Source organism: Paenibacillus thermotolerans, from assembly GCF_028745515.1.
GTDB classification, from domain to species: domain Bacteria; phylum Bacillota; class Bacilli; order Paenibacillales; family YIM-B00363; genus Paenibacillus_AE; species Paenibacillus_AE thermotolerans.
Genome location: NZ_JAQZSG010000024.1, coordinates 1 through 22279, shown reverse-complemented (window position 1 = coordinate 22279; position 22279 = coordinate 1). Strand labels below are relative to the sequence as shown.

The window sequence follows — 22279 nt, the reverse complement described above, 5'->3', positions numbered from 1 at the left end:
TCAATTGCTCCTCCGTGTTGAAATGAAAATTCGGAATACGTATATGAGCATAATTCCGATGGTAAAGACACAAAACGATGGGAAGTAATATCGACTAAGCAGGTCTTGAAATACCATATCGCTGACTGGCATCAAAACAGCAACCAGCATGAATAATGCGCCAAGCAATATAGGCAGCCACTTATATTTTTGCAAATTCCACAATTCGCTCAGAAGGAACAGGGAGAGGGACACTCGAATGTATGTACCGGACAACCACTGGTAAATCGAGAAAAAATCGACGTGCTCGACGTACTCGCCAAGTCGAACCATTCTCCATTGTTCGAAAGCGGGATATCGTTGGTGAGCCGCTTCATGTGGCCCGTACATGGCAATCGAACCCATCAAAGGGCCGATGGTTAGGCCGGATAATATCATGCAAATCAGCATTAGACTTTTAAAGCCAGCCTTCTTCGTCATCTTGTGCTGTAACAAAGTCAGTAGCGACAACTCCAGCAATCCTCCAGCGGCGTACGGAACGCCTTTCCAAAGCGGTGATGTCCCATTTTCGAGCAGCGGAAAAAGCATGGTGTACTCTTTAAACTGAAAATTCGCCGTCATGACAAGGTCGCCCAGAATAACGACAAAGGGCAGCAGAATACCGCTTAATATCGCAATGGTGCGAAGTCCTTGAGATGCCGCGAAGAAGCATCCGACAAGCGTTGCTGAAGCGAGAACAAGCATGGGAACTTGAGGCATATATGTTGCAATCGTCCATGTTAGTGTATCCTTCAAGGAAATAGTTCCCATAAGCCATACAAGCACACTGTAAAAAACAATCAAGGTTGCCGAGAAGAATACTCCAAAATGCTGCTTTAACCAATCCTTAATAAGTATTCCATTCATGTTTTTTAGGACATAGCTCAGAACGCCCACCCATACTGGCGAAGCAGCTAAAACAAGAAGCACGACAAGCCAGGAATCTCGCCCTGACGCACCTAGCAGTAACGGTATGATGATGACGTGGTTCAGCAGACCGACTGAAAGCATGATGATCATGTACATCTGAATAAGTGAAATTTTCGGCATTAGTTCACCTTAACCTTGGTAAGCAGAAAATGGAAACATCATCATTTACTTTTCCCTCCTTAACCATCTTCATACCAGTCACACACTTTAGATATTCCCTTTCGAGAAAGTTCCGGTTTTGATTCGGGAATTAGAATTTCGCAGATTTTATTCCACATTGTCTCATTAAGTATGCTTCGGTATACATATTGAGATTTCAGTTCCAACCAATTTAGGTTACATTTTTCTTGCTGTGAGCATTTGAGGCGAAGTTGAGAACATAGATTTACGGAAAATTTTAAGACTGTAGCTGTATGTCAAGGCCGGATTTATAATGACCCACTAATGCCAATTTAAAAATGACCCACTCACTGACCGTCTGCGCTTGAGTGGAAGCGACATCTTCCCTTTCATCCTGTAGTTGTTGAAATCATTTAATTACATATACAATGTGAGTGGCGTCAGCTTCGCTGATCCTCCCCCCATATACCATCCGGGAAAAAGTCAGCGGCTGTTCTCGCGGCTCTGTTCCCGCTTTTTGCGCCATTCCTCCAGCAGCTTCAATATGGTCTGCTCCATCTGGCGGGCCGTATAGCCCTTTGGAAAATACTCCTTGATGGTTTCCATTTGCAGCTTGATTTGCTCCCGTTGATTCGGTTTTTCTTCGGTCATGATTTTGAAAATCGCGTCCATATCGAGCAGACCGTTCGCGCTCAGCTTTTTCATGCGCTGGGCTTGGGATAGGGAAGGAGTACGGTCCTCGCTGCTCATCGTATCCAGCAAGGCTTTCTGTTCTTTTTCAGTCGGATAGGACAACTCCACGGCAGGACTGAATGCCACCTTGCCGCTGACCACCATTTCCAGAAGCGACGGAATCAACTCGCTCAAACGGATATAGCGTTGCACCTGCGTCGCACTCGTTCCAACATCAACGGTAACGTGCTCCCGCGACTTCTGTCCAAGTTGGTCAGGAGTTCCAATATCGGCCAAATCATTACGCTGCCCTTGCCGTTTGATAGCATCCAGTTTCATCTTATAGGCCCATGCTTTTTCGGACGGCAATACATGCTCGCGGTGCAAATTGCTGTCCACCAGGGCGATAATCGCCGCGTTTCGATCCATTTCACGAATAAAGGCAGGGATCGCAGCGATCCCCGCCTTTTCACAAGTCGCTATACGACGGTGTCCAGATATGATTTCATAATCTCCTTCGTCCCGGGGCCGCACGACAAGCGGCGTGATCACGCCATGCTCCCGAATGCTTTCCGCGATGGCCTGCAACTCGTCGTTATCCGCAACCTGATAGGGGTTGTCAGGGAACGGGTGTAGCTTTTTCTATAGGAATTGTCGTAACAGTTTCGTTCATCGGACTTGCTCCTCCTTTTTTCCCGGCAGGTGATCTACAGGCAATGTGAGACGGCTGTCTCACGTTGTAGCAAGCACTGAATTTGGATATCCAAATTCGCATGTTAGGGGCATCGCCCCTAAGACCCCGCTATTTTCTGACAGCATACAGCGCCACTGAAAACATAGTTTGACACACCTTTTTACGGGCAGAGGTGTTCATCTATATAAAAAGCGTCAGAACGGTGTCGACTCGCCGTTCTGACACTTGGATCTTCTAAGTGAAGAAAAAGGACGCCATTGAATTACAGCGACCTTTTCGGTAAGTTATTTGGCTGGTTCCGGTTTAACCTGTGAATTAGCGAGCATCTGCACTGCCAGCATAAACACGCATTGCATTCCGATTTCCATATACACATCTTCACAAGTACCTGCGTAGTCATAAACCCTTGCTGTTACTTCCTCGTATTCAGCCATGTCGGGGAACTTATTCTCAAGTAGCTCGATAACCGACTTATGCGCTTCGTCAACCCGTTCCTTAATGCTCTTCGGATTAGTGTCGGTGCCCGCCACACCGCGTAGCAAAAATTCACGAATACATTGAATATGGGCTCTCTCGAAGATTTCTGAAATATGGCTCATTTCTTTCATCACCCCCTGTTGATTCGTATAGAAATCAATCACATTGTAAATCCCATATCCCTTTGCAGACAAAGCTATACTGCTTCGCCGCCCGCGACAGTATGAATAGTGGGGATTGGGGGGCAGCCTTCAACATTCAAATTTGAGAGCCCAAATTCAATGTTTGCTTCAACGCGAGACAACCATCTCGCGGCGCGAACATCAATTTGAAACGTGATTATCTTTCAGAAATGCGCTTTTCGAAAATATTGTTGTTGAAATAAAAATCAATCAATTGGATCGTCTATTAACGCCATTTTAAAGTGTAAATCAACACAAAAAGCTAGGAATTTATCTCCTAGCTTTTTGTCTGCGAAAATATGCCGCGCCTTTTACGAGGAAAGGTATTGGACAACAACTGTATTGACGACCTTTAATGAATATATGTTTGGGTGTCGGGAGCGCTTTCCCGGCATTTTTTTAATTCGCGCCGATATTTTGCTTCAAGTATAAAACAGGTAACCCATGACAAAATACCCGCTATTAAGTAAATCACTCTCGCCCAAGTAGGCATTTCTAGCCAAGTGAAATAAAACAACTCCATCACCCCCACGCAATTCCATTTTCCTACAAATATACCACAGAACCAAAATTATACGAAAATCGCATAAATGTCAATATACTAAAACCGCATAAAGTAGTATTGGTTTGGGTGATAGACATGTATAGAAAGGTACGGGATTTACGAGAAGATAAAGACATTACACAACAACAAATGGCGGAACACTTAAATATTACTCAAGCCACATATTCCCGCTATGAAAGCGGTGATTTGGATATTCCGACATCTGTTTTAATAAAACTTTCGAAGTTCCATAAAGTAAGTGTCGATTATTTATTAGGGCTGACCGATAACCCCAAACCTTACGGGCGTATTCGAGAACAGGATTAACTATGACAAACGAATGCAATCTCGCTTCCTTATGTCATGTAAAATTGTATGAACGCTTCCCCAACGTTCCTTATCCCCCGCTTCTTAGGCGCGTCTCATCCGATGTATCCATCCTAATTAGCTTATAAACTGCTTTACGTCAGTTTCTGCTCTTTTTAACAGAATAACCTGACGCTCCAAATCCAACTTTTCAACGTCGTAGCCGGCATTATAGATGATGTTGGCTAATGGACGATTCTTCTGCGGATACCAGTACGTCCTGTATTTGTACGCAGTCGCCGTCAGTCTTCTCCCAACGACCTTCTCAATTTCAGAAATGGTCAATTGAAGCGTGACGGCACTCTGCTGTTCCAAATACTGTTTAAGGGGCGCATAAGCTTTCATTGCCTTTTTTGAAACGGTTTTTTGCAGGGTACTACTACCAGGGACGACGTTATTTTTCTCTCCCGGCAACTCCACCAATCCCACAAAGTTAAAATAAATATCCACCTTTTGCGTGGTCGTGTAGCGATTGCCTTTAACCCTTTCGTGAACAACTACCTTTTCCACAAATTCATTGAGCATAGGCGTAGTAAGTTCCTCAAAATCGGTGTAGCGGTCAACCAAGTCCAGGAAGCGATCTGCATTGACCGTCTGCTTCTCCATGTTGTCAATCTCACTCTGTATGCGCTCTATAGTCTGCTCCAGTTCTTCCTGCTCTCGCTCATAATCGCCGGTTAGCTTCTCGAAACGCTTGTCCGACAGCTTCCCGCTCAAATTGTCCTCATAGAGCTTGCGGATGATCGTATCAAGTTCATTACTGCGCTTCCTATATGCGGTCAGCTTCTTCCGCTGCTGCTTTGCCGATTTGTCCTGCCGCATGGAAGTGCTGTCCGTTACCAGACGAATAAATTCCTGCTTGTTTGCCCGCGCAAATGCGCTAACTTCCCGCAGCGCATTCAGAATAAGTGTCTCAACAACGGGAACGCGGATAAAGTGCATTGTACAGCTACGGGTTTGTGTGCGGTAGCTGGAACAGTAATATTCATTTTTGGCACTTCTGCCCGGCCGCTTGTCAATGGAGCGGTCATGCGTCATTTTCGCGCCGCAATCGGCGCAATAAAGAAGCCCTGTCAGCCTGCTTGGTTTTCCTTTCTTATCAGGTTTACGCACCGTTCGGCGCAGCCGCTGGGCGTTGCGCCACGTTTCTGGGTCGATGATGGGTTCATGCGTGTTTTCAAAGATTACCCGTTCTTCCGGCGCTGTCGCCTTGGAGCGTTTGTCTTTGTAGGATACGGTATGGGTCTTGAAAGCCACGGTATGGCCCATGTATTCCATCCGCTCAAGGATTTTTGCCACCACGCCGCCGCGCCAACGGTACGGGTCTTGATAATGCTTGTGCCTTTGATTATCTGCCCCGATGCGTTCCCAATGAGCGGAAGGAATAAGCACCCTGTCAGCGGTCAATATATCAGAGATTTGGTAGACGCCATACCCTTCGATTACAAGCCGGAAAATGCGCTGCACAACCTCCGCGGCTTCCGTGTCTACAATCCATTTTTGCTTGTCCTGCGGTTCGCGCAGATAACCGTAGGGAGTGGAAGGTGAAACGCGCTTGCCCTCCAAAGCCCTTGCCCGGAAAACCGCTCGGATTTTGCGGCTGGTGTCTCTTGCCGTCCATTCATTCATGATGTTGCGAAAGGGAGTAAAGTCGTTTTCTCCGTTCTCGCTGTCCACGTTGTCATTAACCGCAATAAAGCGGATACCGGCTTTGAAAAATTCCTCCGTGTACATGCCAACGCGCAAGTAATCCCGCCCGACTCGCGACATGTCCTTGACGATGATTGCGCCGACTTTTCCCTGCTCAACTTCTGCCATGAGCTGTTTCCAGCCAGGTCTTTCAAAGTTCGTGCCTGAATAGCCGTCGTCTGTGAAGTTAACAAGATTCTTGAAGCCGTTATTCCTTGCGTAATCCTCCAACATTTTCTTCTGATTGACAATGCTGTTGCTGTCTCCCTGTAATTCGTCATCTCTCGAAAGGCGTTCGTACAGGGCGGTGATTTTCTCATTTGACTGTCTAAACATAATAGCTCCTTTCAGACAGTCAACTCATTTGTGGCTAGTGTCATTTTATCATGCATTCAGTTGCCGCCTCCATTGTGCCGTTTACTCCGTCAGGCGGCGTTGCAGATCGTTGCGGACAAGACGCAGTATCTTGTCATTCATGTTTTCCTTGCTAGTCTTGCTGAAATGAATCGTCACATCGTAGGTCGTTGAGCCAATTTTGCAGGATAACCTGCGCGCGGCGGCGGGTAAATCGGGTTTCGGCGACACAGCATCCGGGTTTTGATATTCGGTCATGTAGCGGCTCCTTTCATTCCTAATACGCTGGCTTACAGCGCGATTTCAGAGCTACAAAAGCACACAAAAAGGCTGAACAAGACAGATCGCCACGCTTTCGCCATTGGCAGTCTTCTTTTCAGCCTGTATGATAGGAATTATTCTCCTGCGCATGGACATCCGTTTCCTTCCATGCGCAGGCTTCCAACCGTTAGATTATCGGTACACTTGCAAATTCTTTTTCGTCAGCCAATCCATTTAGCCACAAATGAGTTGACCATACTTTTTCGTATTTGAGGAAAACCCTCCACCACAGCTTATACCTTCCGGCGCAAGCTCTATCGCCGTAACCGTTTCGCCAAATGTCGAAGCCCAGGCGTCAAAATGTTGCAAACCTTGCCGCTTGAGTCGCTCGTACTGCAAGTAGCGCTGCATCGTGTACATCTCGGTGATGGAGTTGGAGATCGGCGTGCCCGTCGCAAAGATGATGCCCCGGCCTCCGGTCAGTTCGTCCAAATAGCGGCATTTGGCAAACATGTCCGACGACTTTTGCGCTTCGGTCTGCGACAACCCAGCCACATTGCGCATTTTCGTATAAAGAAACAGGTTTTTGTACGAGTCGGCTTCGTCCACAAATAAACGGTCTACGCCTAGTTCCTCAAAGGTGACGACATCATCCTTCCGGCTCGTATCGTTCAGCTTTTCCAGCTTCGTTTGGAGCGTCTTTTTCGTTTTTTCAAGCTGCTTGATCGCATAGCGTTCGCCTCTGGCTTCCTTAAGTTCTCGGATGCCGTTTGTAATTTCCGAAATCTGCTCATACAGCTGCTGCCGCTGACGTTCCATAGAAATCGGTATTTTTTCGAACTGCGAATGACCGATGATGATCGCGTCATAATCGCCGGTGGCAATCCACGCGCAAAACGTTTTGCGGTTTTTCGTTTCAAAGTCCTTTTTGGTCGCCACCAAAATATTCGCGGACGGATAAAGCTGCAAAAACTCCGCCGCCCACTGTTCGGTTAAATGGTTCGGAACGACCAGCATGCTTTTGTTGCATAACCCTAGATGCTTGCTCTCCATCGCTGCGGCGGTCATGGCGAATGTTTTGCCCGCGCCGACGCAGTGGGCGAAGAGGGAGTTACCGCCGTACAATGCGCGGGCAACCGCATTGACTTGATGCTGGCGCAGTCGGATTTCCGGGTTCATCCCGGTAAATCGAATATGACTGCCGTCGTATTCGCGGGGACGGATGGCGTTAAAACGGTCATTGTACAGCCTTGTCAGCCGTTCGCGCCGCTGCGGATCTCGCCATATCCAATCGCGAAACGCTTCTTTTATCATCTCCTGCTTTTGCTGGGCGATGGCCGTCTCCTGCTTGTTTAACACACGCTTTTCCACGCCGTCCTCATATACAGTGTCAAATACGCGCACGTCCCGCAGATTGAGCGTATCTTCCAAAATCTTGTACGCATTAACGCGGTTTGTGCCGTACGTGACGTTCGCCTTAATATTGTTGCTGCGATCATCGCTTTTGCCTTTGACGTTCCAGGCCGCCGTATATTCGGAATACATGACGTTGATGTAAGTCTGGTACATCGGCGGCGTGTCCACCAGTTCAAACAGAAATTGCCGAATGTCTTCCGGCGGCAGCCAAGTTGCGCCCAGGCGGACGTCGATTTCAGAAGCGTCCAGATCTTTCGGCTGTACCGCTTCAAGCGCTTTGACGTTTTCGCCGTAACGTTCGGCATCATATGCGGCAAACTGTCTGGCCACACGCAGCTTCTCCCGCACATTGCCGGACAGGTACGCATCCGCCGTTTCGTAGATCGGCTTACCTTCCTCGTCCAGATTTTCGGGATTAGGAAAGATGACGCCGCGCAGTTCCTTAATCAGCTGCTCTTCCGTCATACCGGTTAGCTCCGCCATATACGGCAAATCGACACGAGCTTTTGCGCCGATGGAAACCGCAAGCGCCTCCGAAGGGGTATCTACTTGTTCAACGTGGATGCGCTGACGGATGGTTCGTTTGGTGAACATATCCGCCTTGCGCAGCAGTCGTCCTTCCTCGTCAATGATTTCAAGCGAGCAAAGAAGAAAGTAAGAACTGTCATCCGAAAAAGCAAGACTGTTGGCGCGGCTGTTGATCAGGCCGTATTGTGCCGTAAACCGATCGTACTGCGCATTCAGCTTACGCTGCTGCTGCTCAATCATCTCATCGCTATTGTCTTCGGTTTGGTATTCGATCAACTCGCGCACGGTGTCCCTTAGCTGAATCATTCCCTTGATGCGACCTGCTGCCGTAGCCGACGTGTCCACACGGCGCATCCGGCTGTTCTCCCGGTAGTAGATATGACCGTCCACCAGCGCAAAGCTGAAATTGCGGACAGACGGATCGGCAGGGAGGGAAGGCTCTTCCTCCTCCGGCTGGTCTTCCCGTTCCAGTTCCACCCATTCGGCATGGATGCCCGACAACGCTTCGCGCAGCAGTTCATCCAGGTTGGCATCCGGGAATGGCTTGCAAGACGTTTCTTGACGGTTACCGTACATCCGGTCGTCAAAAACCATTGTGCCCAGCACCATATCGGGATGTTCCGCGAAATAACGATTCACCGGCACACCGTCCGCTGTCTCGGACAGGGATAGCCATGCTTCGGTTTGCTCGCTGACGGCGACCATGCGATCCCGTTTCTGTAAAAAGATGATGTCGGCGGTTACTTCGGTTCCGGCATTGGCCAGAAACGCATTGCTCGGCAGACGCACCGCTCCGAGCAGTTCGGCGCGTTCCGCAATATATTTGCGAACCGCCGGGTTCTGCTTGTCCATCGTTCCTTTGGACGTAATAAAGGCGATGATGCCGCCCGGACGCACTTTGTCCAGTGTCTTGGCGAAAAAGTAATCATGGATGAGAAACTTGTGTTTGTCGTAACGTTTATCCGCCACGCCATAACCGCCGAACGGCACGTTCCCGATGGCGAGATCGAAGAAGCTGTCCGGCAAATTCGTCTGTTCGTAGCCGCTGACCGCAATCGACGCCTGCGGGTATAGCTGCCTGGCAATACGGCCGGTAATACTGTCCAGTTCCACGCCAAACAGCCGCGAGCCTCGGATCGACTCCGGCACCAGTCCGAAGAAATTGCCGATGCCGCAGGACGGCTCCAAAATATTGCCGCTGCGAAAGCCCATCGATTCCAGACAGTCGTACATCGCCTTGATGACGGTCACAGACGTATAATGGGCATTCAGCGTTGACGCGCGGGCGGATGCATATTCCTCCGGCTCCAGCACATTTTTCAGTTCCGCATATTCGGCTGCCCACTGCGTGTTCGCTTCGTCAAACGCCTGCGGAATGCCGCCCCATCCGACATATCGAGCCAGTATCGCCTGCTCGTCCGCTGTCGCTTGCCGCTGCTCCTGTTCCAGCTTGTTCAGCAGCCGAATCGCTTCCATGTTCCATTTGAACTTCGTTTTTGCGCCGCCATGCCCCAGTTCATCATCCGTAATCCGGTAGTTGACAGCCGGGACAGACGGACGGGCTGGCGCGGTGCGGCCGGCCGCACCATCAGAGGAAAGGGAAGTGTCTGGCTGCGATACGGTCTCTGGCCCTTCCGTCACCGGCTTCTCCTCCGGTAAAACCGCATCTTCCGCCGTTTCCCATGCCGTTTCGTCAGTCCATTCCGATTCCTGCTCTCCGGTAATCAAATGATCGTTCAGCGGGTTTTCGCGCAGCATTCGCTCAAAATCCCGGCGATTCACCTCTTTGATGAAGAGCGGGAACTGACGGTCTTGCAGCACCACTGTTCGTTGCTCCAGCTGCACAACTTCATATTCGTCCGCACCAATCCAGACCGTGCTGCCTGCGTCATAACCGTAGCGCGCCCGTTCCCGATTCACAGGCGTGTGTTCCGGTTCCGCTTGCGCGTCCGGTCGGGAAAGCCCCGACGATGCATCCGGCTGCGGCAATTCGCGCCTGGCCATTTCCGCCGCTTGCAGCCGCCGCTTTTCCTCCTGTTCTTCCGAAAAGGCGGGCAACCGCTCGGCTTCCTCCCGGTTCAAGTAACGGCCCGCTGCCAGCAGTTCGCCGATACGTTTCTGCACCTTCATCCACGGCAGCACCACCTGCGTATCCGGGTTCATGATGGAGCCGCGGGTCAGCGTGATGCCTTTGCTGTCATAATTCATGTGAATATCCGTGCCGATCAGCGCGGGAAGACGCCCGCCGGTCCCGTATTCCCGTTTCAGGAAATCGGCGTTCTCCTGTGCGGATAGCGACTGCTGGAAATGCAGCGCAATCCGAAACTTGCCGTTCTCAAAGCCGCTGCCGTTTTGCAAAATGGCGTCAATAACCGCTTGCGGCATGAAAAAAGCGGAGGCTTTTGCGTCCTCCGCTTGTTCCATCCACAGCGTCTGTTGCTCGATGGATGGTTCTGACTTTCGCGACAAGTCAAATTCGTTCAACAGCATCATGCTGTTGATATGCCCGGCGATGACACCCCAATCGTAAAAGCTTTGCGCCGTGCGTTCCTCCGCCGTACCTGTCCACAGATGCAAAACGTTGCGATACGGTTCAAATCCTGCTCGTACGCCTTCATCAAGCGTCAGTTCGGTGATGCCTGCCGGAAACAAACCGCGCACATACAACATGCGCTCGCGCTCGTCCTCATTAGCAAGGAAAAATGCTGCGATGTCCGACTTGCTCTCCCGCAGCGGCGCGGCTCGAAGCATGTCATTGATGATGGCCTGGTCATGAAAAAACGGAAGACTTCGGTCCTCCGTTTCCCGGTCGTACCATTTTAATGATAAATCAGTTCCGCGAGAATCAGTTCCTCCGCCTGCTGCTTCAGGTTGTTCATATGTCCCGTCCAGGCCAGCGGATCGCTCGCCTTGTCCGGGGCCGGGTAAGAAGCGAGCATCTCCTGCATCGTCCGGTCGATCTGCTCCCGCGCCGTCCGGTCGATGTCCGCCAGATGCCGGTTCAACTGCTCCGACAACATCAGATGGGCGTACATGCCCTTCCGCTCGGTTTTCAGAAACGTCTTGCGCATCATCCCGTACTTCCCGATGGTCGTCTCCGCTTCGCTCAGCGTCAGGTTGGGCAGCAGATAATCCCCTTGCGGCGTGTACGTCAGTTCCATGTTCATCCTTCCTTTCTTGCAGGGTAGCTTCATTGTGCGGCAAGGAATCGGGTCTTGCAAGGGTATGAAGCGACTGACCCTCATTTGCACGTTGTGCATCCCGGCGCAGCGCCCGGACGGTCGATTCAATTTCCCGCAGCATCATCTCGGACACATCGCTGATCGCTGCGCCTAAATGGGATAATGCTGGAAGCGTATTGAAATAACCAATGGAAGACAAATCCTCGGTGCTAATGTAAAGTTCGGGATTCAACTCGCAGCGGGTTAAGGCCATATAAGCGACGGCTTTTTCAGACGCTTGTTTGAACAACAATTCCACATGCGGAACGTCCAGGTCCTCAAGCAAACTGTTCTCCCGCTCTTTCATCAACTCCGCCACATAATCGGCGCTGTTATCATCCACCGCATTCCGCGCAGCAGCGAGCAACGCGGCAGGCAGATCCGCACGCCGTTCGCTCTCGTCCGGCGCTCCGAACGCATTTTCCAGCGTTTCGATCACATGAGCCGTGTCGCTGTCCTGCAACCGCCAAAGCGACACCTGCGGCTGGCGTCTGCTTTGGGTATCCGATACGTCAAACACATGGCGCAGACCCAGGTGGTTGCCTCGGTCTTCAATCAGGGCAATCCCTTTTGCGCCGTGTTTCACCCAGCGATCCAGCCGCTTGTTCCAGACGTCAATCGGCGCGCAGGCCGTTGCGTCAGGACGTTGTGCGTAGATCAACAGTTGATCCTGAAACGGATATTTATAGTTCCAGGCCGCCGTCCGCAAAAAATCTGCCCAGCGGTCAGGGTGATTCGTCACCGTGCGAGCCGTGCTGGCAGCCAGTTCGACGATGCGCTGCAACTTGGCTGTCATGAGAGCACCTCCCTTACCGAAACGTGATTTGATTGGTCAGGCGAATGCCTTCCTCGGAATAACGAGCCGTAATCCGAATGAGTCCAATAAGTTGCAGTCGATGCAGATTTCGGCGGACAGTGGAAGGAGAGAGACCCACCTCCGAAGCCAGCTTTTTGCCGGACAACAAGATGCAGCCATGCCGCCCGCGCGGTCCATCAGGTAGCTATACAATAGCTTTGCTGCAGGAGGGACCTTCGCTCCGGCCAGCAGTTTATACCTGGTGAGATCGTTCATAGGCTTCCTCCTCAGCAGACGCTAACGCTCCGGCGACCGTTCCGACAAACGATCCGGCCGGATGTAGCAGTACAGATAGAAATTGTAGTCTCCCGCATGCGGGAAACAACGCAGGTAGTACCGATGGCGCTCTGTTTGAAAACAAAAGCCGTATACGCCGGAATGCCACGCCCCCGATAATCGGGCCTCCAGATGCGACAGGCAAAAACGGTGCATCTGGCTGCGGCTTTGAAGAAGTCCCTGCTCCGTCAATGCCCGCACAACCGCATCCAGTTCCGCCCGGAAAGCCGGCGTTTTAAGCGTTGGCGCATGATCGAACCAGGTAGACCAGAACGCCTCGCCGCTGCTGCCAAAATAACCGCGCAGGTGCCCGATGCAACCCCGTTCCGTATCCTTCTTTATCGAAGCGGAATAAAAATAGGCCGCGTCCTCCGACACGGCCGTTTGCAGTCTTTCCAGCATGTTCTTTTCCTCCCGGCTGGTATACAAGTGTCCTCTAATGGGCTCCCCCTGTGCCATAATCGTCGTAGCTGGACAAATTGGCATGATAAAAGACGACATCGCCGTCCAGCAGGGAGAACGTTGCCCCGTATGGATCGACGAAGCTTCGCTGAAACCCTTCCATTCGCCACTGATTGTCCAGCGGCGCGTTTTTGTATTGCAGATGCGGGTGGTTCAAGTCTTGATTGCGGATCGTTTCGATGTTGAAATTGACGATGATGTACCCATCCTTCAGAAATACGGGCGCATGGTCGTCCAGCCGGTGCGTGCGGCCGTACTCGGCCAGATTGAAGCCTTTCGGCACCACGTACGGCGCGGCGGGCAAGCTGTATTCGCCAAACCACTTCTGCACCGAAGCGTTGGCGCGGGCCGCATCGATGCCGGAGGGCACCTGCATGCTTCCGACAAACGTCCGAAGCTGAGGCGGCAGCAGCATGATATCGTAGCCGCCCACATACGTCGGCTTCTGCGCATCCTTTACATATTGTTCGATAAACGTCTGCTTCGCTCCGGGCGAACCGTTTAGCGACCAAAGCGTTGCTGCGGTGTCGGTCAACTCCTGCTTCGGCACATTGCGCAGGCGAGCGTCGAGCGTCACATACCGTTTCTCAACATCGTCGCTGGAACCGATGCGAATAAACCGCTGACTGCCTGAATGATAGTAAAGATCGACTTCCTGCCGATTGCGGCCTTTGCTGTCTACGAAGTAAAGGGTTGGCGTGACTTTAATCCCGTCGCCCGAGCCGAACATGTTGCCTTTCGTCATGACTTCGAATTTGACATGGTAACCCGTTTTGACCACAACATTTTTCTTGCCGCTCTCCGAGTGACTGCCTTGCCGTACCGGCAGCACGTAGGGAGGAGTATTTCCTCTCGCCGCGCCGTCAATGCCTTTCGTGCCGACCCAATAGACGTTTCCTGTCGGCGTCGCGCTGCCCTTTTGGGTGCGGAACACCGATTCCCATGCAAAATCGGCAATGTCGGTGATGCGGAAGTCATAAAGGCGGCCGATCACTTCCACCGGAACCACCTGCGTAGCCACATGTTTGGACAAGTCCAGATTAGCATTCATCTGGGATGTGAAGGATGCCGGGCTGTTTTCTGCGAAGGTACGGAATAACACGTCGTAATGGCCCTCGTCCACCCAAACGGGCAAATAGAAGGTCGTCTGCATCTGGCCGACCGGGATGGATACCCACGTGTCCTTGGGGACGAGCGTCGTGCGATCCGCTTTGTACACATCGAACGGAAAGCGTACCTGCTTGTCCCTCACATACTTGGCATAATCCCGATTGCCGTAGCCCTTGATGTCCTTGTGCGGGCCGCTTGTCGGAATCGTCACGGTAAAGGGCCGGTCCAGAATAAGCGCGGATCTTCCCGCTGTCGGTGTTGTCTTCTGGTTGTGGTCCTGATCGTCCGACACCGAGGCGTAGTTCACCACCGGCGTATGCACGGTCACCGGATTGATGCCGCCGATCGGAAAGCTCTTGTTTTCTCCGCCGCCAATGCCCTTGACCAGCGTATAAAAGATGGTGCCGGTACTCGGCTGATTCGCTTTGTTCGTTTTGGAAGCGTCAATGAGATAACCTTTGCCGTACAGCACATCTTGCCCAATCATCGGCGGTGCCGGTATCGCCCCCGGCGTCGGCGCTTTTTCTTCAACGATTCGATTGTCCATAATCGTATTTCCGTTAAAAACGAACGAGTCGTTTTTCACCTTAATCTTGCCGATGGCGCTTTCTGCAGTTGACTTCCAGTCCTCGTTCGGTACGGAAGGCCGGCTGGAACCGCCGGAAATCGTTTGTCCGGGCAGCGTCACATTCGAATAAACCGGATCGGTAATATGCGCGCTGAGCGACGCATCATGCGCGGCGGAAACGGTTGGCGGCGTATAGCCATTCGGCTCCAGTGTAACCGTCCCCGAAGGAAGCGCATAATTGGAGACCGTCGCCTTTTGAATGCCGTACACTTCGAGATTTTGAATCGTCCAGAAGCTGTACTTGCGTTCAATCAAATAGTTTTTGGTGACCGTCTGTGTATCTGAACGCGGAACGGTAATGGTCGTCGGATTCCCGTCCGCATCGGGCGGGCCGGATCGCGTCTCCGTCCAGGTAAGGGTATATGTTTTACTCACCTGAATCGGGTATTGCTTCGTGCCGGTCGTTTCCGTGAACGTGTTTCGGTACAAGTACGATTTGGCCAAAGCGTTCACATACAGGCTCTCTGAAGTCGGAATGCCTTGCAGCACATCAAATATTTCTGAGCCGCGCGCATCCGCCTGAATGACGGCAGAAACGTTCGGCTCCATCGCTTCGGCCTGCTGGGAATCGCCCGGTTGAGGTTCTCCGCCCCCGTCGCCTTTACGCACCGAATGGTCCGATGTCGAATCCCCCGTATTGCCGTCCACATCCTTCACGACGACGGTGATTTGCACGCTCACTTTGTCTCCGGACGTGAACGGGATTTTGATCGGAATCGTTTTACTCGTTGACGTGCCGGAGAGGGTTCCGGTTTTGTCGCCCGTTTGAACGAGCCTGGCATTTCGAATATCCGTGATTTCGTATAACTTCAAATTCTTTAACGACTTGACTTCAAAAACAAAATTCCCGTCCACTTCGGTCACGTTTTGGTCGACCGTTTCCGGCGCTTCAATCCGGGACGTGACCGTTACCGAGGAGGGAATTTTGTAAATGCCGATAAAGTTGGAGCCGCCCGATCCCACCAGAATGGAGCGCTCTTTGAGCTTGGGGTCACCTTTTTCCTGAATGAACAGCTTCTCGTCGGGTTTATTATTGTTCGTAATGTAAGAGCGGATGATTTCATACGTCTGACCGCCGGAAGTGATTTGTCCTTCGAACGTATGGTTCGCTTCATCGCCGGTTGCGAAAACGCCTTTGTCCACTTCTTTGAGTTTGGTGCCGTCTTCCTTCTGATAAATGGCCTTCACCGGATTGTTCTCCGCATATTCGGCGATGGCATCTGTTCCGCCCAGCGCAACCGTAAAGCTTCGCGTTCGCACCTTCGGATTGGTTTCCGGGTCTTCTTGCAGCCAGTCTTTCCGCGTCGGGTCCTGCTTAGGCGACAAATAGGATCGAACGATCGTATACGTTTTTCCGTTATCCTCGATCGTTTCGGGAAATTCATGATTGATTGTTTCACCTATTTTGTACTTGCCCTTTTGAAACGTAACTTCCGGATTTTGAATGACTTTGCCGCCTAAGGTTTTCGCAATGACATCGACGGGAAATTCCGCGCTTCGATAGGGTACATGGATGCCGAAATAATCGTCCAAGTCGTCCGGATGCGCCCAAGGTTCGGCCCTCTTGATCTCATCCAGCGTATAAAAGGGCCCTTTGCGCACGTTGCCTTTTCCGTCGATGGACACCATGATGGCATACAAATATAAGTCGTCGTTGTCTTTGATGTCGCCCATGCCCGCTTTCCACATACCTTCCGTGACGAGCGCCTCGCTAACTTCGTAATAGGTCGTGACAGGCTGGCCGGGGATGGGCGGATTCGGTTCCTGTCCTACTTGCCGTACTTGCTGGTCCAAAAAAGAAGCGTGTTGGCCGCTTCTCGGATCGCCGCACTGCTTGGGCGTCGTATTCGAACATAATTGGTCACGGCGCACCGTCCAACCCACAGTTCTGTATTTAATGGATGACGTTGCAGCCGTACTTGTGATTTCAAAGCTGATTTTTCCTGCCTCGGTTCTTACTTTTGGGATTTCGGCTTTCGCTGTGAAAGGAAAACCCGAAAATAAAAAAGAGCATGCCAGAAGCACGCTCAACGCCGATTTTATGAGTTTGTTTCTCTTCATCTATTCCGAGTCCGCCTTTCTGATGAAATAATTGCGGAATAAACTGGCTCCCGGATCGACTTTCAATGTACTGCCCCAATCGCCGCCAACATTCGTGGAAAGGGAAATATCCGCGTAACCTTCGTACCAAACCTGCTTATCGAGTTTGCGATCATTGGGGAACCGCTCATCGTACAGCAAATTTTTACTTTCCGTGAATGAGTTGAATTTGATTCTGAACTTGGAACGTACATAATTATTTCCAAACCCGTCTTTATAAATCATGGAAGGCTCGGGATCAAGGTATCCTTCAATTTGAATCTTGTTTTCTTTAACCCAATCCACATACCGCTGGATGTATTTCAATTCCGCATTGGAGCTTTGCATTTTCGTGGCGAATACCGCCTGCGCCCACGTGTCGTCAATCGTTTTGTAATCTACGTTCAGCCAAAGTGCACCAAACGTTTTCAGTTGGCTCATCCATATATCCACGTTTTTCTTATTGAATTCCGGTATGGTTGAATACAATACCGATGAAACTTTGCTGTCCGTAGGATGCGAGTAGGGATAGGCCATCTCATACGCTTCATTCGGCACATCGGCAAGTATATAAGGATAATCTTGCGCATTCTTGGGCAGGTTGGTTGCGCGAATCAGACGGCCCCATTCATCATACTTCTCATTGGCTTCTTCTTGTGTGGAAATAAAGACGGTTGAAGTCGGGCTGTCCCAATTCACTTCCGCCCCCAGCGCTTCGCTGACAAAACGCAGCGGGACAAACGTCCGGCCGCCGCTGGTGATCGCCTTCGAATCGAAGGCCACCTCCTTGCCGTTGACGAGCGCCCTGCTATCGCCGATCGTAAGCACAATATGCAGGTCGTCCCGCTCAATCGGTACGGTCATGGTTTTGGGCTCCCAGCCTACGTTCGCGCCCATCTTTTCCGCGATGAATCGAACCGGCACGAGCGTCCGGTCGTTTTCATCGACAAATGCTTGCGCATCGGGAAACCAGATTTTTTGTCCGTCCATGACGACGCCGACAAAGGACGGAAGTCGGCTCGCCGCGCTTGCCGTTACGGTGAACAAGCTGCAAATCATCGCGGCGACAAGTCCTGCAATTACCCATTTTCTCACGCCATTCGCTCCTCTCTTAATAGGGGTCATGACAAGTTTGGAAGATTTCGGCTGTCACGTTCATCATAGAGCCGATCTGACGGCGTGTCCACTTTCCGAAACAGCCAAGGCTCGTTAAGATGGAGAGACAGGACAGTCCAGCGGCATATAGCCTTTTTGCGCGGCCGCTTTTTCGCTGGAAAACGTCTCTTCCACCGGATAAGTAAAGCCGCATGTGCTGCGGTAATACACCTTCATGCTTCCTTTCCTGGCCCCGACAATCTCCGGCTTCTTGAGCACGCGGCTTCCGCCGAGGGCGTAGTTGTTGTAAAACTTGCCTCCCATCGGAATGCCCTGGATAAAAGCAAGCACCCCGACGTCATCCACGGTATTGTTCCATTCTTCCTGTGAAATCGTTGGCAATGTAAACGTGTAAGAGAGACCAAATCGGGAAACCTCTTCGTTGTGTTTGTTGATCCGGTAGGCGAGTTCGTCTTCAATTGCGCGGACGATGGTGCTCCGGCGCACCTGCTCAAATCGCTCCGCATCCTTTAATAGCGCAATATTCGTCTGTTGCCCGACGTCGACCCGCAAGCCTTCGTGCCAGCTCCGGCTGCCCGCATCGTAAGCGAGGACGAAATCGTCCAGTGTGAATGAAAGACTGTTGCCCGATGAATCGGCGTAAGCATACGGCTTTTTCGCTCCCCAGACCGGTTTCCGTTCCGTTTTCCCGTCGGCTCCCGTCCACTCCTCCTCGGCATAGACGTAGAAGCCGTCGTAACCAATCACCGCAATAGCCGGGATATACCGACCCAGTACGCCTTGCGCAACGGGATCGTCGGCAATGCCGAAGCTTGCGTACAGCGTCCGAAAAAAAGCGGCAATCGCCTCGTCCTTGTTCAGCGCCACCCGCTTGGCCGATTCGTATTGCGTCTCCCGCCGCTGGTCGGTATTGACGGTTAACATCCGCGCCGCGTCATCCACCGCCGCATCCAGCGCGGCGTTATAGCGCAGCTCGGTCAATAGCGCCTTCCGCTGCGTTTCGACTTCAATCCGGTTCACGATCGCAAACGGCAGGAAAATGAGCGCCCCGACAATGGCCCATTCAATCAGCCTCATTGCGCACCACCCCGCCGTAAGGAATGAAGATTTTTTCGTTCGGACTGATGGCCTGGTTCAGGAAATCGAACAGGATCGTGCCGGGAGTCCGGTTCGTATTTTTAACCGTGACCGCAAATGTATCGCCGACCCGCAGTTTGTAGCGTCTCGCCGGATCGTCTTTTGCGGCCGCGCTGTTCGGGAACAGAATGGGCAGGATCTGCGCGTTGTAAAACATGTCGTAGTGCACTTCGTAGCTGCCCCGAAACGTATCCGGCCTTGTCGGGTCGTCGTAAACCGGCACGTACTTTTTGCTTCCGTGTTCCATTTGCACATCGAAGGTGTTGCCCGTTGCCGCAATCGCCTCCATAAAGTCCGTATACATGCTCGGCGACACAAAGCCCTTGTCCCGCACTGCATCCACAAACGTTGTCGTCGCTTTCAGGACGACCAGTTCCGAAATATCGTCCTGCTGGTCGAAGGCTGCGGAAATGGGGTAGAGGTAGAGCAAAAGAACGGCAATGAGCGCCGCGAAAACTTTCGAGATACTGTTCATGGCATTCTCCTTAGCGTAAAGCGAAAATGAGACGCACCAGTTGTCCGGACGCATCTCGCTGGGCGACTGCCGTATACCGGGCATTCAGGCGAATGCCGGCGGGGACGAACTGGTCCCGATCGAGCGGCGGCGCGTATCGAACGCCGTCCACCACAATTTCCGCGTCTCCCGTCTCCAGCCGGGCAATGGATTGCGCTACCTCTGCGCCGGATACGGTGCCGTCGCCGGCAATCGGCGAAAACGTCATCTGCATGTTGCGATCCAGCGACTTTCCCGACACATAGGCGGTGGCGTTCAGCGCGGCCCCGGTTTGAAAGAGCAGCAGTCCGCTCGTTACGGCCATCAGAAAGAGAAGACAGGCCACACTCATTTCCAGCATCGTTCTGGGGGCATGTTCCATCGGCTTCCTCCTTGGAAAAACTGGGCGTCCGTCTATACCCGAAAGGACGCCCCGTCAGCGTTGTGATGTCAGTAAGGGCGCTTACTGCTGCCGGAACACGATGCCGCGAATGACGTTGCTGCTATCGTGCACCAGTTGCGCCCGAAATTTGCCGCTCGGATTGACGTAGTTGATATTCGATTCATCGAGCGCATGGCTCAGTTGCCCCGGCGCTTCACCAACCACTGAGCCGTAGGTCACACTGTCGGTCGGAACACCCGTGTTGATCACCTTGCCATACCACTGACCCGCCGGATTTTTCCCGGTGACAATCTGGATGCCGAACTGGTCCTGATCGCTGAACTTGCGCAGCGCGTTGACCACCTGACTGCCCGACAACGTCGTGTTGTCATATACCGTAAACGCCGTTTGCGACAGCTCCGTCTGGATATTGCTGAAATTGCTTTGCGCCGCCTTGGTGGAGTCTTGCGCGGAAATAAACAATACGACGGCGAGGGTAATGAGCGCGATGGCAAGAAAAATGCCTGCCGCCATCACGAGTGCTTTTTGTGCGTTGGACATGAACCGATCTCTCCTTCAAGTAAGATAGAAAATAAAAAAGCACTTCCCGTTTGGAAAGCGCCGCAACATGTCCGCTTACTGAATGCGCTGAAGCTGTTCGTAGTAAACGGACATCTGGTGCAAGCTGACGATGACGAGCGGAATGACCAGATAGCCGAAAATGAGGGCCATCATCGGCGCAAACCCGATCCATTTTCCCCAGCCTGCCTTTTGCTCGATCAATTGCTCGTACTCCTGTTTGCGCTGCTCCTGCGCGTAAGCCTGTTCCGACTCCAGGTCGTCGAACGCTTCCCGAATCGGCAAACTTTGCGCCGCCAGTTCCAGCTTTTCGACCGTGCGGACGAACGGCACAAACGGCGCATCCTCTTTCAGCTGCGCCAGCGCCTGAACCGCGCCCTGTTCGAAATGGAGCAAGCAGGTTTGCAGCGGCTCCTTGAAAACGCGGGCAAACTGTTCCATCCAGATGAGCAGATGCTCGACCGACATCCGGTCCAGATCCGCCAGCATGGCGATGACGGCTTGCAGCTGATCCACTTCATGCTTCATCTCCATCTGCCGCATGCGCCGCTGGAACATCCGAACGCCGACCGGCATAGCGTAGCCGCCCCATCCCGCGAGAGCGGCGAGGAGCGCTTCCCACCACTTCACATAATGATTGTCCAGCTTCGTGAGCTTGCCCATAATTCGCCGAGCCGCGGCGCGAAGCTGATCGTCTTGATTCGCCGTCGGCGTTTCGCTGCGGAGCAGGGCCGTCACCGTTTCTTCGGTGCGATGCTTCACCTCCTTTACGCGATCGATGATGCGGCGATCGAGCGCCGCCGCCTCGCGCGCCTTGGCTTCCTCCTCCGGCGAAAGTTGGCCGAACAGGATGCCCGGCTTTACCGGCGCATACAGGATTTGATGCCGGCTTGCGGCATGAAGCGCCATAAACATCCCGAGCACAGCCAGAAAAGCCATGCAACCCGCCACGATGCGCTGCACATTGAGCCATTCCAGACGAAGCGGCGATGCGGTGTCTTTAAGCAGCTTGACCATGCGGTCAGCTTCCCGGGAACCGGGGGCGGGACCGAAACGATGCACAAGCCAGCGCATCCAAGGCCATTCGTAAACCCGTTTCTCCCATCTTTTTCGGCCGGTTGGTTTTGGACTCGCGTCCAGTTCTTGAATGTTCCGCAGCAGAACGTAGGACAGCCATACGACCGCCATCAGGCCGATTTTCACGATCCAGCCGGTCGTGCTCGCATAAAAGGCGTCCATGGCCGGAAAGTAATGGCTGGCCCAAGCTTCGATCGGCCGGGTAAACAGCAGCGGCAACAGCGCGATGGCGGTCAGTCCTTGCAACAGGAAACTGAGGCGCTCGCGTCGCAGCAGTTCCAGATTCAGTTCGGTCGCAAGCTTCCCGAGCGCCTTCAAGTACACGGAACCGGTTGCGGTTCGTTTGTCGCCGTATTCCTTCACCAGATGCGACAGCCCGGCCAAGCCCTGCAAATAGCGGTTCGGCGCGCTCACGATATACTGCGCCAGCCGCTGCTCGGCGTCGCTTGCCGTGAGCACTTCGTATATTTCGTGTCCGTGCAGCGCCATCTCATACGACGCGCCGTCCGCCGTTTCATAAATGGCTTCTTCCACCATGCCGTGACGATGATAATGATGACGCACATCCGAAAAAAAACTACGACTGACCAATTAACTAACAAGGATTTCCAT

At 52.3% G+C, this 22279-nt stretch carries 18 protein-coding genes; 2 read left to right on the top strand and 16 right to left on the bottom strand.

All coding sequences use genetic code 11. The annotated features are described in order from the left end of the window. The 3 genes from PT964_RS18235 to PT964_RS18225 form a co-directional block, all read right to left on the bottom strand. Positions 1 to 1068: an endospore germination permease gene (locus tag PT964_RS18235; RefSeq protein ID WP_274364798.1), complete on the bottom strand. Its 1068-nt coding sequence runs from the start codon at positions 1066 to 1068 to the stop codon at positions 1 to 3. Positions 1069 to 1551: 483 nt separating this feature from the next. Then, positions 1552 to 2328 carry a ParB/RepB/Spo0J family partition protein gene (locus tag PT964_RS18230; protein WP_274364797.1) on the bottom strand — a complete coding sequence of 259 codons (777 nt, stop codon included), beginning with the start codon at positions 2326 to 2328 and terminating at the stop codon, positions 1552 to 1554. 390 nt (positions 2329 to 2718) lie between these two features. After that, positions 2719 to 3105 carry a hypothetical protein gene (locus PT964_RS18225; RefSeq protein ID WP_274364796.1) on the bottom strand — a complete coding sequence of 129 codons (387 nt, stop codon included), beginning with the start codon at positions 3103 to 3105 and terminating at the stop codon, positions 2719 to 2721. A 628-nt stretch (positions 3106 to 3733) separates the two neighbouring features. On the opposite strand from PT964_RS18225, the gene PT964_RS18220 reads away from it, so the two are divergent. Further along, a complete protein-coding gene (locus PT964_RS18220) occupies positions 3734 to 3964 on the top strand; it encodes a helix-turn-helix domain-containing protein (protein WP_010274573.1) in 231 nt (76 codons plus the stop codon). A 117-nt stretch (positions 3965 to 4081) separates the two neighbouring features. Here PT964_RS18220 and PT964_RS18215 read toward each other — a convergent pair whose 3' ends face one another. The 4 genes from PT964_RS18215 to PT964_RS18200 form a co-directional block, all read right to left on the bottom strand. Then, positions 4082 to 6028, bottom strand: a complete 1947-nt coding sequence (locus PT964_RS18215) for a DUF4368 domain-containing protein (RefSeq protein ID WP_274364795.1) — start codon at positions 6026 to 6028, stop codon at positions 4082 to 4084. Positions 6029 to 6109: 81 nt separating this feature from the next. Next, entirely contained in the window at positions 6110 to 6304 is a 195-nt protein-coding gene (locus PT964_RS18210) for a transposon-encoded TnpW family protein (RefSeq protein ID WP_274364794.1), read from the bottom strand. A 237-nt stretch (positions 6305 to 6541) separates the two neighbouring features. After that, entirely contained in the window at positions 6542 to 7486 is a 945-nt protein-coding gene (locus tag PT964_RS26670) for a DEAD/DEAH box helicase family protein (RefSeq protein ID WP_337995049.1), read from the bottom strand. Between the two features lie 3584 nt (positions 7487 to 11070). Further along, positions 11071 to 11412, bottom strand: a complete 342-nt coding sequence (locus tag PT964_RS18200) for a TnpV protein (protein WP_274364792.1) — start codon at positions 11410 to 11412, stop codon at positions 11071 to 11073. Positions 11413 to 11710: 298 nt separating this feature from the next. On the opposite strand from PT964_RS18200, the gene PT964_RS18195 reads away from it, so the two are divergent. After that, complete coding sequence (locus tag PT964_RS18195) at positions 11711 to 12295, top strand: hypothetical protein (RefSeq protein ID WP_274364791.1); 585 nt, start codon at positions 11711 to 11713, stop codon at positions 12293 to 12295. Here PT964_RS18195 and PT964_RS26575 read toward each other — a convergent pair. From PT964_RS26575 to PT964_RS18155, 9 genes are all read right to left on the bottom strand, one after another. Continuing rightward, the gene (locus tag PT964_RS26575) at positions 12282 to 12434 is read right to left on the bottom strand and encodes a winged helix-turn-helix transcriptional regulator (protein WP_425262765.1); all 153 of its coding nucleotides are present in this window, start codon (positions 12432 to 12434) and stop codon (positions 12282 to 12284) included. The genes PT964_RS18195 and PT964_RS26575 overlap by 14 nt on opposite strands. Positions 12435 to 12565: 131 nt before the next feature. Continuing rightward, positions 12566 to 13006: a hypothetical protein gene (locus PT964_RS18190; protein WP_274364790.1), complete on the bottom strand. Its 441-nt coding sequence runs from the start codon at positions 13004 to 13006 to the stop codon at positions 12566 to 12568. A gap of 34 nt (positions 13007 to 13040) precedes the next feature. Beyond that, the gene (locus PT964_RS18185; protein ID WP_274364789.1) at positions 13041 to 16865 is read right to left on the bottom strand and encodes a DUF5704 domain-containing protein; all 3825 of its coding nucleotides are present in this window, start codon (positions 16863 to 16865) and stop codon (positions 13041 to 13043) included. Next, positions 16866 to 17978 carry a copper amine oxidase N-terminal domain-containing protein gene (locus PT964_RS18180; protein ID WP_274364788.1) on the bottom strand — a complete coding sequence of 371 codons (1113 nt, stop codon included), beginning with the start codon at positions 17976 to 17978 and terminating at the stop codon, positions 16866 to 16868. Between the two features lie 114 nt (positions 17979 to 18092). Continuing rightward, complete coding sequence (locus PT964_RS18175) at positions 18093 to 19076, bottom strand: hypothetical protein (protein WP_274364787.1); 984 nt, start codon at positions 19074 to 19076, stop codon at positions 18093 to 18095. Next, positions 19063 to 19611: a hypothetical protein gene (locus tag PT964_RS18170; RefSeq protein WP_274364786.1), complete on the bottom strand. Its 549-nt coding sequence runs from the start codon at positions 19609 to 19611 to the stop codon at positions 19063 to 19065. The genes PT964_RS18175 and PT964_RS18170 overlap by 14 nt, the downstream gene beginning before the upstream one ends. Before the next feature lie 10 nt (positions 19612 to 19621). Beyond that, entirely contained in the window at positions 19622 to 20011 is a 390-nt protein-coding gene (locus PT964_RS18165; RefSeq protein WP_274364785.1) for a hypothetical protein, read from the bottom strand. A gap of 81 nt (positions 20012 to 20092) precedes the next feature. Continuing rightward, positions 20093 to 20572: an ABC transporter permease gene (locus PT964_RS18160; RefSeq protein WP_274364784.1), complete on the bottom strand. Its 480-nt coding sequence runs from the start codon at positions 20570 to 20572 to the stop codon at positions 20093 to 20095. A gap of 75 nt (positions 20573 to 20647) precedes the next feature. Continuing rightward, positions 20648 to 22231 carry a hypothetical protein gene (locus PT964_RS18155; RefSeq protein WP_274364783.1) on the bottom strand — a complete coding sequence of 528 codons (1584 nt, stop codon included), beginning with the start codon at positions 22229 to 22231 and terminating at the stop codon, positions 20648 to 20650. Between the last annotated feature and the right edge of the window lie 48 nt (positions 22232 to 22279).